Source organism: Geobacter sp., assembly GCF_027327745.1.
Classification (GTDB): domain Bacteria; phylum Desulfobacterota; class Desulfuromonadia; order Geobacterales; family Geobacteraceae; genus Geobacter.
Window position 1 is genome coordinate 86,988 of record NZ_DAHVYG010000085.1, and the last position, 15,516, is coordinate 102,503.

The following is a 15,516-nucleotide window of genomic DNA, read 5'->3' on the forward strand; positions in this document are numbered from 1 at the left end:
ACGGGGGCCGGCAGCAGCCGGTCCCCGTTTTCGTACCGGTTCCCATGGATTATTACCACTGGTTTGCCCTCAGATCGGTTCCCCTGGTGGGGAACGTCCTCTTCCGGCGTCTCCTGGAGCGGTTCGGCTCTCCGGAAGCGGTGTTCCGGGGTTCCGACGCCGAGCTCCGCGCCGTCTCCGGGGTGAGCGAGGCGGTGGTCGCCTCGCTGCGGGGGCACGATCCGCGCCCCTTTGCCGATACCGAGTCCCTGGCGCTTCGCCGCTGCGGCGGGGTGCGGGTCGTCACCCTCCTGGACGAGGAGTATCCCCCTCTGCTCCGGGAGATTGCCGATCCTCCCCCCTATCTCTATGTGAGAGGGTCCCTCGCCGGCATCGGGCGGGCCGAGGCGGTGGTCGGCTCCCGCCGGGCGTCGGCCTACGGGCGGGGGGTGACGGAGCGGCTCGCGGAGGACCTTGCCCGGCATGGAGTGACGGTTGTTTCGGGGATGGCCCGCGGCGTTGACACCGCCGCCCACGCAGGGGCCCTGAAGGGGGAGGGAAGGACCGTCGCCGTCCTCGGCTGTGGGGTCGACGTAGTCTATCCGCCGGAGAACCGCGCCCTCTTCCGCGACGTGGCGGAGCGGGGGGCGCTGGTCTCCGAGTTTCCCCTCGGAACGGAGCCCCTCTCCGGGAACTTTCCCCGCCGCAACCGGATCATCAGCGGCATCTCCCACGGCGTGCTGGTGGTGGAGGCGGCGGAGCGAAGCGGCTCCCTCATCACGGCCCGCATCGCCCTCGACCAGGGACGGGACGTCTACGCCGTCCCGGGCAACATCACGAGCGGCGGGAGCCGGGGGGCCAACCACCTCATCCGCCAGGGGGCGAAGCTGGTGGAGACGGTGGAGGATATCCTGGAGGAGCTCCCCGGTGCCTCCGCCCCCCGCCGGTGCCCCGCTCCCGCCGTGCCGCAGCTTCCCCCCGAAGAGGCGGCGGTCTTCTCGCTCCTGGGGGCGGAGCCGCTCCACATCGACCAGATCATCGCCAAAAGCGCGTTGACAGTGGGGGAGCTTTCCGCTATGTTGTTGCGCCTGGAGCTCAAGGGGGCCGTAACCCAGCTTCCCGGCAAGTATTTTTGCACAAATTGACCATTACCTGAACGCAACGGTTATAAGAATATGCCCCAACACCTCGTCATAGTCGAATCCCCCGCCAAGGCCAAGACCATCGAGAAATTCCTCGGTAAGGATTACCGGGTCATGGCCTCCTACGGCCACGTGCGGGCCCTCCCCAGCAAGCAGGGGTCGGTGGACGTGGAGCACGACTTCGAACCCAAGTACGCCATCCTCCCCGAGAGCAAGCGGCACATCGACGCCATCAGGAAGGAGCTGAAGGAGAGCGACATCCTGCTGCTGGCCACCGACCCCGACCGCGAAGGGGAGGCGATCTCCTGGCACCTCCTGGCCGCCCTCGGCATGGACGGCAAGAAGAAGCCGCTGCCGGTCAAGCGGGTCGTCTTCCACGAGATCACCAGGGACGCCATCGTCCACGCCGTGGAAAATCCCCGCGACATCTCCCTGGAACTGGTGGACGCCCAGCAGGCCCGCTCCATCCTCGACTACCTGGTCGGCTTCAACCTCTCCCCCTTCCTTTGGAAGAAGATCCGCTACGGCCTCTCCGCCGGCCGGGTCCAGTCGGTGGCCCTGCGGCTCATCTGCGAGCGGGAGAAGGAGATCAAGGCGTTCCAGTCCAGGGAGTACTGGACCATCGGCGCGGAGCTCGCCACCGGCAAGGGGCAGAAGTTCTCCGCCAGCCTGGTGGAGGCCGAAGGGAAGAAGCTCGACAAGTTCGACATCCCCGATTCCGGCGCCGCCGACCGCCTCGTGAAGGCCCTGGAGAACGGAAGCTACACCGTCGACAAGGTGACGAAGAGCGAGCGGAAGCGCACCCCCGCGCCGCCGTTCACCACCTCCACCCTCCAGCAGGAGGCGGCCCGCAAGCTCGGCTTCTCCGCCAAGAAGACCATGGCCACCGCCCAGAAGCTCTACGAGGGGGTCGCCGTCGGCGACGAGGGGCTCGTGGGCCTCATCACCTACATGCGTACCGACAGCGTGGTCCTCTCGAACCAGGCGCTCCAGGAGGCCCACGAGGTCATCACCTCCCTCTACGGGAAGGAGTACGCCCTCGCCAAGCCCCGCTTCTACAAGAACAAGGCGAAGAACGCCCAGGAGGCCCACGAGGCGGTCCGTCCCACCTCCATCGCCCGCACCCCGGCCGAGGTGAAGAAGTACCTCTCTTCCGACCAGTTCAAGCTCTACGATCTCATCTGGAAGCGGACCGTCGCCTGCCAGATGGCCGAGGCGCTCCTGGACCAGACCTCCGTCGACATCGGCGCGGGAAAGGGGTACCGCTTCCGGGCCGCCGGCACCGTGATCCGCTTCCCCGGCTTCATGAAGCTCTACATCGAGGGGGTCGACGACCAGGCCGAGGAGAAGGAGGGGACCCTCCCCCCGCTTTCCGAGGGGGAATCGCTCAAGCTCCGGAAGCTCCTCCCCGAGCAGCACTTCACCCAGCCGCCGCCGCGCTACACCGAGGCGAGCCTCGTGAAGACCCTGGAGGAGTACGGGATCGGCCGCCCCTCCACCTACGCCTCCATCATGAACACGCTGCTGGAGCGGAAATACGCCCGCCTCGACAGCAAGCGCTTCATCCCCGAGGACGTGGGGATGGTGGTGAACGACCTCCTGACCAACCACTTCACCCAGTACGTGGATTACAACTTCACCGCCAGCCTCGAAGAGGAGCTGGACCGGGTCTCCCGCGGCGAGAAGCGGTGGAAGCCGCTGCTGCACGAGTTCTGGGGGCCGTTCAGCTCGCTCCTCAAGCAGAAGGAAGGGGAGGTGAGCAAGGCGGACCTCACCACCGAGGCGACCGACGAGCTCTGCCCGGAGTGCGGCAAGCCCCTGGTGGTGAAGCTCGGCAAGCGGGGGAAGTTCATCGCCTGCTCCGGCTACAAGGAGGGGTGCACCTACACCCGCAACATCGCCCAGGGGGAGCAGCAGGAGGCGGCCGAGCCGGTCTTCTCGGAGGAGAAGTGCGACAAGTGCGGCAGCCCCATGCTGATCAAGGACGGCCGCTTCGGCAAGTACCTCGCCTGCTCCGCCTATCCCGCCTGCAAGAACATCCAGCCCCTGGTGAAACCGAAGGGGACCGGCCATACCTGCCCCGAGTGCAAGGAAGGGGAGCTGACCGAGAAGAAGTCCCGCTACGGCAAGATGTTCTACTCCTGCAACCGCTATCCCCAGTGCAAGTTCGCCCTCTGGGACTCTCCCCAGCCGGGGCCGTGCCCCAAGTGCGGCTTCCCGCTCCTGGTGAAGAAGGTCTACAAGCGGGAGGGGGAGTTCCTCAAGTGCCCGAAGGAAGGGTGCGACTACAAGCTCGGCGGCAAAGAAAAGTAGATACCGCGAGGCGGGGAGCGATCCCCGCCTTTCTTGCATAAGGAACCGATGATGATTAACGATTTGCATGAAGCCTGCGAACAGTGCCGCTTTGCCTATGCGCGGATCGATACCGAGTGCTGGGGCGACCGGGGAGCCCGGCGGGTCATGTGCCCCATCTGCGGCTGGACCAAGTACGAGGAACATTCGTGGAGCGATACTCCGCCCACCCTCACCAGGCGGAGCATCAAGCGGGGCCATGGCGCCTACCGCCTGATCCCGCCGGGCGGTTTCTCGGGCTACAACGCCTTCCACGAACCGCCGTCGGCCGATGTGGTGCGGCACATTCAGGCACTCCTGGCCCGGGGGTGGAAAGGGTACCTCACCATCTGGGACGAGGAGCGGGCCAGGGCGCGGCTGGTGGCGGGACACCCGCTGCAGCGCTACGAGATTCCGGACGACGGGAAGGGGGCGCTGTGACGACTGCCGTCACCATTATCGGCGGCGGCCTGGCCGGCTGCGAGGCGGCGTGGCAGGCGGCGCAGCGGGGGGTGCGGGTCACACTGCACGAGATGAAGCCGGCTGCCTACTCCCCGGCCCACAGCCTGCCGGGGCTCGCGGAGCTCGTCTGCTCCAATTCGCTGCGGGGGGAGTCCCTGGAGAACGCCGTGGGACTCCTCAAGGAGGAGTTGCGGCATGCCGGCTCCCTCTTCATGGCGGCGGCCGACGCCACCCGCGTCCCGGCCGGCGGAGCCCTGGCGGTGGACCGGGAGCTCTTCTCGGCCTTCGTCACCGGGCGGATCGAAGAGCACCCCCTCATCGACCTGGTGCGGGGCGAAGTGACGGAACTCCCCGCCGAAGGGATCGTCGTCGTCGCCTCGGGTCCCCTCACGAGCGACCGCCTGTCCCAGCGGCTGAAGGCGCTGACCGGGCCGAACCTCTATTTCTACGACGCCATCGCCCCCATCGTCACCGCCGAATCCCTGGACATGACCAGGGTCTTCCGGGCCTCCCGCTACGGCAAGGGTGAGGGGGACGACTACCTCAACTCTCCTCTCGACGAAGGGGAGTACGGGCGGTTCGTCGACGCGATCCTCGCCGCCGAGAAGGTGCCGGCCAGGGAGTTCGAAAAGGTGGTACACTTTGAGGGGTGCATGCCGGTGGAGGAGATGGCCGAGCGGGGAAGGGATACGCTGCGCTTCGGGCCGATGAAGCCGGTGGGGCTCGTCGATCCCCGCACCGGCCAGGAGCCGTACGCCGTGGTGCAGCTGCGGGCCGAGAACCGGGAGGGGACCATGTTCAACCTGGTCGGCTTCCAGACGAAGCTCACATACCCTGAGCAGCGGCGGATCTTCCGGATGATCCCGGGGCTGGAGAACGCCGAGTTCGTGCGGCTCGGCTCCATGCACCGCAATACGTTCATCAACGCGCCGGCACTCCTGGCGCCGACCTTCCAGTTCCGGGGCGAGCCGCGGCTCCTCTTCGCCGGCCAGATCACCGGGGTGGAGGGGTACGTGGAGTCGGCGGGAAGCGGCTTTCTCGCCGGGATCAACGCGGCGCGGCTCGCCCGGGGGGAGGAGCCGGTGGCGCCGCCGCCGGTCACCGCCCTGGGGGCGCTGGTGGCGCACATCACCACGGCCCCGGCGAAGCACTTCCAGCCGATGAATGTCAACTACGGCCTCTTTCCCCCCCTGGAAGGGAAGGTGAAGAAGAAGGAGCGGCGCCAGCGGCTGGCGGAACGGGCGCTGGCGGAGCTGGAACGCTGGATCGAAATCTTGTAGGGGCGAATCTTGTATTCGCCCTGATTTAAGGGGACAACGGCGGCGTGGGCGATCACAAGGATCGCCCCTACGGTCGATTCAACGTGCCTTGGGCGTGATGAATCACGCCCCTACGAGGAATCCAATGGACGAAAAGGAAAAACAGGAAATATCCATCATCGGCAGGCTCCTCTCCATGGAGGCGCTCCTCGTCCTCATGGGGATCGTTTCCCTGGTGTACGGGATCATGGGTTCCCAGATCATGAACGTTTTCTGGGGGGTGGTGATCCTCGTCGGGGCGGTGGTCCTCAGCTTCGTCCGGAAGAAGGACTGGAAGAAGCACTGGGAGGAGCAGGAGGAGATGCGCCGCCGCCACGAGGAGCAGATGAAGGCCCGCAAGGAGGGGGGAAATGGTGGAAAAGGGTAGGATCGTGCTGGCCTCGGCGTCGCCCCGGCGGCTGGAGCTCCTCGACTCGGCCGGCGTCGCGTTCGACGTCTTTGCGAGCGACATCCCCGAGGAGCCGATACCGGGGGAGCCCCCGGCCGACTTCGCCCAGCGCCTGGCGCGGGACAAGGCGGTGGCCACGGCGGCCCGGGTGGAGGGGCGCTTCTTCATCGGTGCCGACACCATCGTCGTCTGCGACGACGAGATCATGGGGAAGCCTGTGGACGAGGCCGATGCCGTGCGGATGCTGAAGAAGCTCTCCGGCGTCGCCCACTCCGTGATCACCGCCTATGCCATCTACGACAAGGCGCGCGACGGGTTCCTCTGCAAGGCGGTGGTGACGCGGGTCTTCTTCAAGCCGCTGCGCGACGAGGAGATCGACGCCTACGTCGCCACCGGCTGCCCCATGGACAAAGCGGGGGCCTACGCCATCCAGGGGGGGGCCGCTTACATGGTAGAGCGGATCGACGGCTCCTACACCAACGTGGTGGGGCTTCCCCTCTGCGAGGTGGTGGAGGATCTGCGGACCATGGGGGCCCTCTAGAGCCATGGCCATCGCCGGCAACCTTGCCATAATCCGCGGAAAGATCGCCGCGGCGGCCCGGCGTGCGGGGCGCGACCCGGCGGAGGTGCGCCTGGTGGCGGTCTCCAAGACCAAGCCGGCGGCGGCCGTGGAGGAGGCGGCCCGGGCGGGGCAGCGGCTCTTCGGCGAAAACTACGTGCAGGAGTTCACCGCCAAGGCGCGGGAGGTGCGGGAGGAGGTTGAGTGGCACTTCATCGGCCACCTCCAGTCCAACAAGGTCAAGTACCTGGCGGGGCTCGTCACCATGATCCACTCGGTGGACCGCCTCTCCCTGGCTGAGGAGATCGATCGCCAGTGGGGGAGGCTAGGCGCCGTCTGCGACGTCCTGGTCCAGGTCAACATCGCCGGCGAGGCGACCAAGTCGGGGACCTCGGCGGATGCGCTCGTCGAGTTCGTCCGGTCGGTAGCGGCGCGCCCCCACCTCCGCGTGCGGGGGCTCATGACCATGCCCCCCTTCTTCGACGACCCCGAGGCCGCCCGCCCCTATTTCCGCGAGCTGAAGCGCCTCGCCGGCATCGTTGCCGCCGGGAACATCCCCGGCGTCACCATGGCCGAACTCTCCATGGGGATGTCGGGGGACTTCGAGGCGGCCGTCGAGGAGGGGGCGACCCTGGTCCGGGTCGGCACCGCCCTGTTCGGGGAGCGGGAGTACCGGTAACCGGCGCGTCGTCATTTCCCCAGTTCCCCCAGCCTCGCCAGGGTCGCGCCGAGTACCTCCGCGGCGAACCGGGGGTTATGGGCCCCGTTACTCCCGTCATTCTTCAGCAGAAAGTAATTCCATGCCGCCTTGAGGATCACCTGGCCGGCGTCGGTCGAAGCGAGGGGGGCTCCCCCGGGGCTGACCCGGCCGAGCGGCACCTTGTGGCCGCCGTCCGCCGCGGCGAGCTCCACCGCCATGCTCCCCTCCAGCTCGATCAGGCGCAGTTTCCCGGATACTCCCCTCAGCAAGACGTCCTTCACACCGGCGCCGGCACCGGCCAGCCTCACTTCCCCCTTCCGTCTGATCTCTTCCGCCAGGGCGTCCTCGATCGCCCCTCTCAGGTTCTCCACGTCCCGCTCCGTGACGGTCATCAGCTCGTCGCCCGCGAACTCCTTGTGGCACCGGGCGCAGAGACCGGCTTCCGTCCTGAGGGTGTGGCTCACCCCTCCCCGCGGGTAGCCGCTCCCGGAAGGCTTCGGTACCGGCTTTGCGTGGCACCAGACGCAGGTGTCCTCGATCCGGGCGTGGCTGCGGTACGCGCCGACCTCGGTGAAAAACGCGTTCTGTCCGAACATCACATCGGACTGGGAGGCGTGGGGCGCGGCGTCGGCGGCGATCCGGGGGAGGTCGGCGTCGTTGTGCGGTCCGGGGGTGGTGCTGTGGCAGGTGATGCAGACCGCCCCCCGCCCGCCGGTGTCGTTGTGAAACTCCCGGGGGAGCATGCCGGCGTAGTCGGCGGCGCGGAGCGGCACTTTTTCCGTCGCCGAGCGGAACGAGCTCCCCGATGCGTGGGGGTCGTGACAGGCCGCGCAGGTCACGGGCTGGACCTTGTCAGCCGCAAGTCCCAGGGCCGCCAGCTCCCGGCGGGCGCTCCCCTTTCCCGGCTCCGCCAGCGGCGCGAAGCGGTTTCCCCGGGCGAGCCAGGCGAGGAACCCCTGTCCGGAGTGGCAGCGCCCGCAGTCGCCGGCCGCCTCCCCGCGCCGTTCGACGCTCGCCGTCTCGACGGCCAGGTGGTAGTTGGCGTGGTCGTTGTCGAGCCACTGCCGGAAGCTCGGTTCGATCGACCCGTCGTGGCAGATGGCGCATGCATCGGCGCCAAGCGAGATCCGTTCCGGTGCGCCGCTTTTCTTCCGGGTCGCGTGGGCGGGGGAGTTGTTGGGGCCGTGGCAGTTCTCGCACTGGACGTTGGTGAGCCGGGCCACGTCGGGGTAGGTGTCGATCATGGCGTCGAGGTTGCCGGGCCTCGGCCTGATGACGGGCGGGGTCTCGCCGTGATCCCAGAGGGTCTGGTCCTTCAGAAAGCCGGGATAGGAAGGGGCCGCCGACATGCCGCCGCCGGGCGACATCCCGCCGAATCCGACCGTGTGGCAGGTGAAGCAGCGCTCCTCGTAGCGGAAGATGGAATCGGCGCACCGGGTGAAGATCTCGGCATGGCCGGAGGTCCGCCAGGCGGCAAACCGCGAGGCGACCGGGTCGCTGTAATGGCAGAGGCACCCCTTTACCCCGATCCACCGGGGGCGGATCTCGGTTTCCCTGGCGGCGACCACGCCGTTCCACGTTCCGGCGTAGACCGTGAGCCGCTCCGTCCCCCCTTCGCGGACGAGGTAGGTGCCCGGGATGTCGGGGGTGAACGACGGGTTGCGGGTCGCGGCGTTCCCCATGGCCGCGGCAGAGCTGGGGGGGCGGACGAGGGTCCAGGCGTAGGAAGACTGTTCCTTCCCGTTGAGGAAGACCGGTTCCCCGACGGCGACGTTCCGCAGCCCCGGGTTCACGCCGGCGATGCCGCGCAGGTCGGCGATGATGTCGACGGTGTCGGAATAGGTTCCCGAAGTCGTCGCCGCCGCCACCGTCAGGGTGACCCTTCCGGCCCCCTTCAGGTCGGCGGGGGCGAGCCCCACCACCTCCCAGCGGTCGTGGAGCCTGCCGTCCCTGCGGAGGCGGTAGAGGAGGGCGCGTCTGTACTCCTCGATGCCGGGAAGCGTTACCTGTGCCGCGGCGGTGTCGCTCCCCTCCACCCGTGCCGGCACGCCTCCTTCCTCACTTTGGGCATCCCAGCGTATCCCCTTTGCCCGCGAGCCGTCCCTGACGGTTACCCTTGCCCGCACCGTTACGGTCGAGCCGGGGGAGGCGTTGGAGACCGTTTTCCCCGCGTCGACGACCACGGGAGCGGTCGGGTGGAGGGAAACGTCCCTCCCGGCGGTCTGGCCGGGCGCCAGCAGCACGGTCTCCTTCGCGCTCCGGTATCCCTCCCTCACGAACCGGAGGCGGTAGCTTCCGCCGGGGAACTCGGCGTAATAGAACCCGTCCCTGTTGCTGACGATCCGCGGCCCGGCGAGGGGGGGATCGACTTCGAGCACCGCTCCGTCCACCCCCCTCCCGGTGACGGCGTCGGTCACCTTGCCCGAGAGGCAGGCCCGCTGCAGCGCCACGGGACGGAAGAACCCCGTTGTCTCGTGCGGGTTCCGGGGGGCGCAGCCGGGAAGCGACAGCGCCGCGGCCGCCCAGGTGATGGCGAGAGCAAGGAGAAAGGGTCTCTGCATGGTGCGTTCTCCCGTCGTGAGAGGATTGGTCTTTTGCCGGTGCCGCCGGGCTTTCATCGTGATATCGGGCCGCCGTAACCCGGTTGGATTACAAGCTTAATGGAAAAGGGTGGGTTGGCAAGGAGGCGGCGTTGACGGAGCGAATTTCTATGCTAAGAATGAGAGTACTTTTGCTGGGGCCGCAACCGTCTGAGCACACCGCTGCGGCCTGAACCTCTGGAGGGGGGAAGAAAGGGACCCTGAAAGTGACCGGATCGAACGGACGCATCGGGATGTTGCTACGGATTGTGATCGTTTTCCTGCTCGCCCTGGCGCCGCTGGCGGCGGTCGCGGGTGAGGAGGGGCGCCCGGCCCCTGCGGCGCAGGAGCCGGAGGCGCTCGAGAAGGGAAAGCCGGTCGAGAAGGGGATCGGCGTAGGCGAGGTCCACGTCTACGCGCTGACGTCCGGCGCCGGCCAGTCGGTGACGCTGCAGCTCGAAAAGCGCGGCGTTGCCGCCGTGGCGACCGTTGTCGCTCCGGACGGCGAGAAGCTCGGAAGTTTCGGCAGTGCCGCCTCCCGGGAGGGGACGGAACGGATCGCGTTCGTGGCCGAGCGCGGCGGGATGTACCGGATCACGGTGCGCACCTTTTTCAAACCGTCGCCGCCGGCGCGCTACCGGCTTCTCCTCACCGATGTGCACACGGCCACGGAGCGGGAAAAGGGCGTCCTTGCCGTGCGGCAGTGCGAGGAGAAGAGCTGGTTCGACCGCGATAACAACTTTCTCGTCAACGAGGCGCTGTCATCGATCTCCCGGTGCATGACGGCCGTGGGGCAGAGGCTGGAAGGAAGCCACCCGAAGGCGAGCGAGCTTGCCGCCGAGGCGAACGCCGAGGTGGACTACCTGATCGGCCGCTGGCACTGGGGGGAGTTCGTCTCGCCCGCCTACCAGGATAACCTGGTTCAGGACTTCCGGGCGCTTGCCGCCGCGGCGGGAGAGGCCGATGCAAAGATGGCATTTTCGATGATGAAGGGGGTGGCCGAGGACCTGAAGATCAAGGCGGAGCACTGCCGGAAGAGCAACCGCGGCCTGGGGAAGGACGTCGACGTCTACGTGAAGACCTATATGGGAGACAGGGAGGCGTCGGGTCTGATCGTCTACTACAAGCTCGGCATTCACCAGTATTCGCGGAACAGGCTGCGATCGGTCGAGTTCGACGAGTTGAGCAGCCCGGCCCATACGCGTCTGCCGGCAAGCTACTACTTCATCTGGACGGGAAGGCCGGGAGACCCCGAACCGGCGCCTGACAGGCTCAAGAGGATCGACGTCGGCGCCGGCGAGGAGAGGAAGACGACCTTTATCCACTACGGGCGCTAAACCGGAGCAGAGTTATGACGGGTAAATCGGACCGCACGGCCGAAAGCCGGATCGAGGCGGTCGAAGGGATCTGGAAGAAGCTTTGGTCGGTCGCGGCATTCATCACGGGGATCATCGGGAGCTTCTGGGTGAGCCCGCCGTACATCGCGGGGAGCGATCAGGCTGCGACACTGACCCATTTCGCCAAGTTCGTCGTTGCCGCCATCGTTGCCCTGATGCTCCTGCCGATGGTGAAGAGGAGCGACCGGCAAGCCTATGCGATCCTCCGGAGAAAGATCGCGGCGGCGGCCCTCGTAGTATCGATAGTGGCGTTCTTCGGCTACCAGCGGCTCTACGAGGAGTGGGTGGTCACCCCCATGGTCAAGAACAAGAAGCTGGTGCTGGTTACCGGCTCCAGGGTGGTCGACAGGGATGTGAGGGAATTCATGGCGCAGTACTCGTCCCTGCACAAACAGCGCATCTCGAACTGGGAGCTTCTGCACTACGCCGCCTGGAGCCCCTGGAAGATCTGGACGAAGGAGTCGATCCTCAGGCGCCGCCGCATCCTTTCCGTGCTGTACGTCCTCATCACCCCCGTCTTTGCCGTCACCATGGTGGCCATTGCCCAGGCGATAAGCTGCACCGTGAGCCGGGAATGACGGTGGTGTGACCGCTTCGCTGCACCCAGCGCCTACCCTTTTAATATGACTTCCCTTTGGCCGCTTTCTTGCACTACAATGGCATCCATTCACATTCCCCCGGAGGATGCCCTTTTCCATGAAAATCCGTCTGCTTCCCGCCCTTGCCCTTGCCGCGCTCACCCTCGCCGTTCCCTCGTTCGCCGCCAAACCTGAGATACCGGTCCTCAAAAGAGATATCCCTTCCGTCACCCAGGGTCTGAACGTCCCGATCCTCCTCTATCACCGCCTCGGCCCCACGGTGGCCGACGGCATGACCATCAAGACGACGGTCTTCGAGGAGCACCTTAAGTATCTGAAAGAGAACGGCTACCGGGTAATCCCCCTGCGCCAGGTGGTCGACTTCTATCTGAAAAAGGGACCGGCGCCGGCGCCGAAGTCGGTGGTGATCGTGGAGGACGACGCCCACAAGTCGGTCTATTCCGACATGCTCCCCCTGGTCAAAAAATACAACGTCCCGGTGACGGTCTTCGTCTATCCCTCGGCCATCTCCAACGCCAAGTACGCCCTGACCTGGGACCAGATCCGGGCGCTGAAGAAGACCGGGCTCTTCGACTTCCAGTCCCACACCTACTGGCACCCCAACTTCAAGAAGGATCGGAAAAAGCTCAAACCGGCGGAATTCGAGAAATTCGTCGACATGCAGCTGAAGAAGTCGAAGGCGAAGATCGAGCGGGAGCTGGGGGGGAAGGTCGATCTCCTCGCCTGGCCCTTCGGCATCTACGACGACTACCTGCTGAAGAAGGCGGCGGAGGCCGGGTACGTGGCCACCTTCACCATCGAGCGCCGCCACGTGACCCCTTCCGAGAGCGTCACCAAACTCCCCCGGTATCTCCTCGTGAACGCGGACCAGGGGAAGGTCTTCGCCCAGATTCTGGCGGGGAGGGCGCCAAAGAGAAATGTCGTCTACTGACCCCCCGAAGAAGCACCCGTGCCCCGACTGCCGTTTCTGCCAGTGGTGCGGCGACGACCGCTGCTCCCTCTGTCTCGGGACGCGGTCGCGGGGACGAAAGATGTCGCTGGAAGAGCAGATCGCCTTCTACGAGGCGGTGAACGCCACTTCATGCCAACGGAGCGGATGCTGTCATGACAAAGAAGAAACTGATCGGTGAACTCTTTATCGAAAGCGGCCTCATCACCGAGCTGACCCTCCAGCGGGCCCTCTCCCGCTCGAAGCGGCTCAACAAAAGGCTCGGCAATACCCTGGAGGAGATCGAGCTGATCACCGCCGAGGAGCTTGCCTATGCCCTGGCGAACCAGTACGGGTGCAAGGTGATCAAGGATTTCGCCCGCTACACCTTTCCCCGGGACATTCTCGACATCGTCCCCGTGGAGGTGGCGATGCAGCATCTTCTCTTCCCCCTCAAGCGGGAGGGGACGAAGCTCGCCATCGCCGTGGCCGATCCGGCCGATACGAAGATCGTCGACAACCTGGCCGCGAACCACGGCCTGACGGTCTACCCCTTCGTGGCGACCCGGCGCGACATCATCGTCGCCATAGCCCGCCACTACCTCGGCAAGGAACCGGACGCCCCGCGGGAGAAGACGGTCCTCGTGGTGGAGGAGAGCAAGCCGGTCCGGACGATGCTGGCCGATGTGCTGGGGAAGGAGGGGTACCGGGTGCTGGTGGAGGTGGACGGGATGGAGGGGTACAAGACCGCCCTGGCGACCCCGCCCCACGTGATCGTTACCGGCAGGGAGGTGCCGAAGCTGAACGGCTACGCCCTCTTCGACGCCCTCCAGAACATCCCCGAGACCAGGAACATCCCGGTGATCCTCATGGCCGGCAGTCCCGATTCCGACGAGGAGGCCAAGGCCTTCGACCGCGGGTTCTTCGATTACCTCCCGAAGCCGATCCGGGAGGTGACCCTCGTTACGCGGGTGAAGCGGGCGTTTCAGACGATCGAAAAGGAGATGGCCATCCTCTGAGGGGGGAGGTCGGCCACCTCACTGCCGCCACCTGGTTATACGCTCACGTAAATTCCAGGCCATCGTTGAGTCTTTTTGGCCCTTCATTTCTTTCGTTTACCCGATTTGGCGTCAAGAACGAACATTGACAATCGTTGCCTGCATGATGGCAACCACTTTGTAGACGCTTCCCGAGAAGGCTCTGACTTCTCCTGTGCAGACAGTGAGAAGTTTGCCCGAACTTTGTACCCTTCCGATTGCTAAGAATCGTTCCCCAATTGCAGGTCGCATGAGGTTGATCTTGAACTCAGCTGTGACAACCTCGCACTCGGGTGGTGCCTTGGTCAAGGCTGCATATCCACATGCACTATCAACAACACTTGTTATTGCGCCGGCGTGAACATAGCCGTGCTGTTGGGAAAGCTTTTCGGAAAATGGCAATTCTATTTGCACCTCTCCGTCTGCAACCAAGACAAGCTGAGCGCCGAGGGTCGCCATCAGACCCTGCGAGTTAAAGCTGACTGCGATTCGTTCCCGGATGTCATTCATGGAAAACCGACCTCTTGATTGAATTGTGCATGACTCGTAAGAGTTAATTCAGAGCGTAATGGCATTAACGGGCGCAAACTATGGATTCTTTGAGTAAGTGCGCCGCCCCTTCGCGTCCCCTTGAATGTCAGGCTAAAGGCTACAGATAGTCCTGTCTCGGTGGACTAAAGACGTCTAAGACTTCCCCTGGCTCGATGATTTCAATTCGATGCTCAACATCGCGAGGAATAGAGTAAGAATCACCGGGTCCTATTACTTGATCATAGCTCCCAAATACAATTCTGTACTTACCGGAGATAACATAACCACTCTGTTCATTTGGATGCTTATGAAACGGAACGTTGTCTTCTTTCTTATAAAACATCTTAGCTACCATTGTTTCAGGGCCATGTGATAGCAAAACAAAATCAACCCCTAGAAAATTCCTTGTTTGTGCTTCTTTCGATGTAACGATCATATCGTTTCCTTTTTTGGAGTGTGTATAACGGGGGCTTTCCAGGGGGCTTTCCAGGGACGTTGTTTATTCGTCAATTAACGCCAGCAGTTTGGGATTACTCTGCACCATCTTCTCCCCTCTTTCTGCTGCTACGCTGACCCCGGCACGTTGCAGGTTCAGAAGTTTGCCGACCTCGACACCGCTATGTCCTGCACGACGTACCGCCAGATAGCAGATTACGCCCCGGGCCACGGCAATCGTTGCTGAACGGTTGTTACGCCGTAAGATCTCCGCATCAATACCGAAATGATGACAAACTCCGGTAACTATTTCCCCGATCTCTACGGTTCGCGGCAGGTCTGCAACCAGCTCCCGCCTCTGCTGCAGCTCCCGGATAAAATCGCCACTGCCGAGAACCCGTGCATCATAAGGCTCCTCTCCCAGCTCTTCCAGCGCGCTCTTCGTCATCTTCCGTCCGCCGCCCAACTCCGCTCGTTTTCCCATGGCAATGCCGTCGGCGATGAATTGCCGGTACTTTGCTCGCGCCTTGCGCTTACGCTTGCCGAAAAGGGCAAGTATTTCGTCCGTTATCTGCCCCTCCATTATGCCTTTACCCATGATAACCATATGGCCGGACCAGGGATAATTGTCGAGAGCGGCAAGGTCCTTTACAAGCCCGGCTCGCAAGGGATTCAGGTGGATGTAGCGGACCAGTTCGAGAAGATAGGCATCCTCTTGGCAGACAATGGATTTGTAACGATTCTGGAAGAGATGACCCGAGCGGTTGTGCCGCAGGTTAAAGTAGATGGCGTAGCCGGTGAGCAGCCGGCGCATGATGGTAGCAAGAGGTGTGCTGCGCGGTCTGAGAAGAAGGTGGAAGTGGTTGGACATAAGTGCCCAGGCAAGGCATTCGGTGCCAGTCTTGACAAGAAGGCCGGATAGATTTCCGACAAAGCGACTGCGGTCGTTATCGTCGCCGAATATGTCGCAACGCTCCACGCCACGTACGATAACGTGCTGCAGAAGGTCGGGAGCATCTAGGCGGGCTGTTCTGGGCATGCTGGGTAAATAGCAACATAAGCCACTTTAGTCAACAAATAAACAACGTCCCCGGAGCCCGCCTGGCTATGCGTTTGGCGATCTCCTCGGC

The 15,516-nt window shown here is 64.4% G+C and carries 16 protein-coding genes; 12 read left to right on the plus strand and 4 right to left on the minus strand.

What is annotated here, in order from left to right; translation table 11 throughout:
- Positions 1–44: 44 nt before the first annotated feature.
- From dprA to M6689_RS16155, 7 genes are all read left to right on the plus strand, one after another.
- Entirely contained in the window at positions 45–1,124 is a 1,080-nt protein-coding gene (gene dprA, locus M6689_RS16125) for a DNA-processing protein DprA (RefSeq protein ID WP_298273574.1), read from the plus strand.
- Positions 1,125–1,154: 30 nt separating this feature from the next.
- The gene (gene topA, locus M6689_RS16130) at positions 1,155–3,434 is read left to right on the plus strand and encodes a type I DNA topoisomerase (protein WP_298273575.1); all 2,280 of its coding nucleotides are present in this window, start codon (positions 1,155–1,157) and stop codon (positions 3,432–3,434) included.
- Between the two features lie 51 nt (positions 3,435–3,485).
- Entirely contained in the window at positions 3,486–3,893 is a 408-nt protein-coding gene (locus tag M6689_RS16135; RefSeq protein WP_298273576.1) for a hypothetical protein, read from the plus strand.
- On the plus strand, positions 3,890–5,194 hold the full coding sequence (gene trmFO / locus M6689_RS16140; protein WP_298273577.1) for a methylenetetrahydrofolate--tRNA-(uracil(54)-C(5))-methyltransferase (FADH(2)-oxidizing) TrmFO: 1,305 nt from the start codon (positions 3,890–3,892) through the stop codon (positions 5,192–5,194). Before M6689_RS16135 ends, trmFO begins: the two co-directional genes overlap by 4 nt.
- A gap of 124 nt (positions 5,195–5,318) precedes the next feature.
- Entirely contained in the window at positions 5,319–5,600 is a 282-nt protein-coding gene (locus M6689_RS16145) for a hypothetical protein (RefSeq protein WP_298273578.1), read from the plus strand.
- The gene (locus M6689_RS16150) at positions 5,584–6,162 is read left to right on the plus strand and encodes a Maf family nucleotide pyrophosphatase (RefSeq protein WP_298273579.1); all 579 of its coding nucleotides are present in this window, start codon (positions 5,584–5,586) and stop codon (positions 6,160–6,162) included. Before M6689_RS16145 ends, M6689_RS16150 begins: the two co-directional genes overlap by 17 nt.
- A 4-nt stretch (positions 6,163–6,166) precedes the next feature.
- Positions 6,167–6,859, plus strand: coding sequence for a YggS family pyridoxal phosphate-dependent enzyme (locus M6689_RS16155; RefSeq protein WP_298273580.1), 693 nt, complete (start codon positions 6,167–6,169; stop codon positions 6,857–6,859).
- An 11-nt stretch (positions 6,860–6,870) separates the two neighbouring features.
- On the opposite strand, the gene M6689_RS16160 is transcribed toward M6689_RS16155, so the two are convergent.
- Positions 6,871–9,441, minus strand: coding sequence for a carboxypeptidase regulatory-like domain-containing protein (locus M6689_RS16160; RefSeq protein ID WP_298273581.1), 2,571 nt, complete (start codon positions 9,439–9,441; stop codon positions 6,871–6,873).
- A 272-nt stretch (positions 9,442–9,713) separates the two neighbouring features.
- Here M6689_RS16160 and M6689_RS16165 point away from each other — a divergent pair, with 272 nt between their 5' ends.
- From M6689_RS16165 to M6689_RS16185, 5 genes are all read left to right on the plus strand, one after another.
- A complete protein-coding gene (locus M6689_RS16165; protein ID WP_298273582.1) occupies positions 9,714–10,796 on the plus strand; it encodes a hypothetical protein in 1,083 nt (360 codons plus the stop codon).
- A gap of 14 nt (positions 10,797–10,810) precedes the next feature.
- On the plus strand, positions 10,811–11,434 hold the full coding sequence (locus M6689_RS16170) for a hypothetical protein (protein WP_298273583.1): 624 nt from the start codon (positions 10,811–10,813) through the stop codon (positions 11,432–11,434).
- 118 nt (positions 11,435–11,552) lie between these two features.
- Complete coding sequence (locus tag M6689_RS16175) at positions 11,553–12,386, plus strand: polysaccharide deacetylase family protein (protein WP_298273584.1); 834 nt, start codon at positions 11,553–11,555, stop codon at positions 12,384–12,386.
- Positions 12,373–12,585 (plus strand): hypothetical protein, encoded by a 213-nt coding sequence (locus M6689_RS16180; RefSeq protein WP_298273585.1) that lies wholly within the window; start codon positions 12,373–12,375, stop codon positions 12,583–12,585. The genes M6689_RS16175 and M6689_RS16180 overlap by 14 nt, the downstream gene beginning before the upstream one ends.
- Positions 12,560–13,402, plus strand: coding sequence for a response regulator (locus M6689_RS16185; RefSeq protein WP_298273586.1), 843 nt, complete (start codon positions 12,560–12,562; stop codon positions 13,400–13,402). Before M6689_RS16180 ends, M6689_RS16185 begins: the two co-directional genes overlap by 26 nt.
- Before the next feature lie 111 nt (positions 13,403–13,513).
- On the opposite strand, the gene M6689_RS16190 is transcribed toward M6689_RS16185, so the two are convergent.
- The 3 genes from M6689_RS16190 to M6689_RS16200 form a co-directional block, all read right to left on the minus strand.
- A complete protein-coding gene (locus M6689_RS16190; RefSeq protein WP_298273587.1) occupies positions 13,514–13,930 on the minus strand; it encodes a PaaI family thioesterase in 417 nt (138 codons plus the stop codon).
- 139 nt (positions 13,931–14,069) lie between these two features.
- The gene (locus tag M6689_RS16195) at positions 14,070–14,387 is read right to left on the minus strand and encodes a cupin domain-containing protein (RefSeq protein ID WP_298273588.1); all 318 of its coding nucleotides are present in this window, start codon (positions 14,385–14,387) and stop codon (positions 14,070–14,072) included.
- Between the two features lie 63 nt (positions 14,388–14,450).
- Complete coding sequence (locus M6689_RS16200; RefSeq protein ID WP_298273589.1) at positions 14,451–15,425, minus strand: transposase; 975 nt, start codon at positions 15,423–15,425, stop codon at positions 14,451–14,453.
- Between the last annotated feature and the right edge of the window lie 91 nt (positions 15,426–15,516).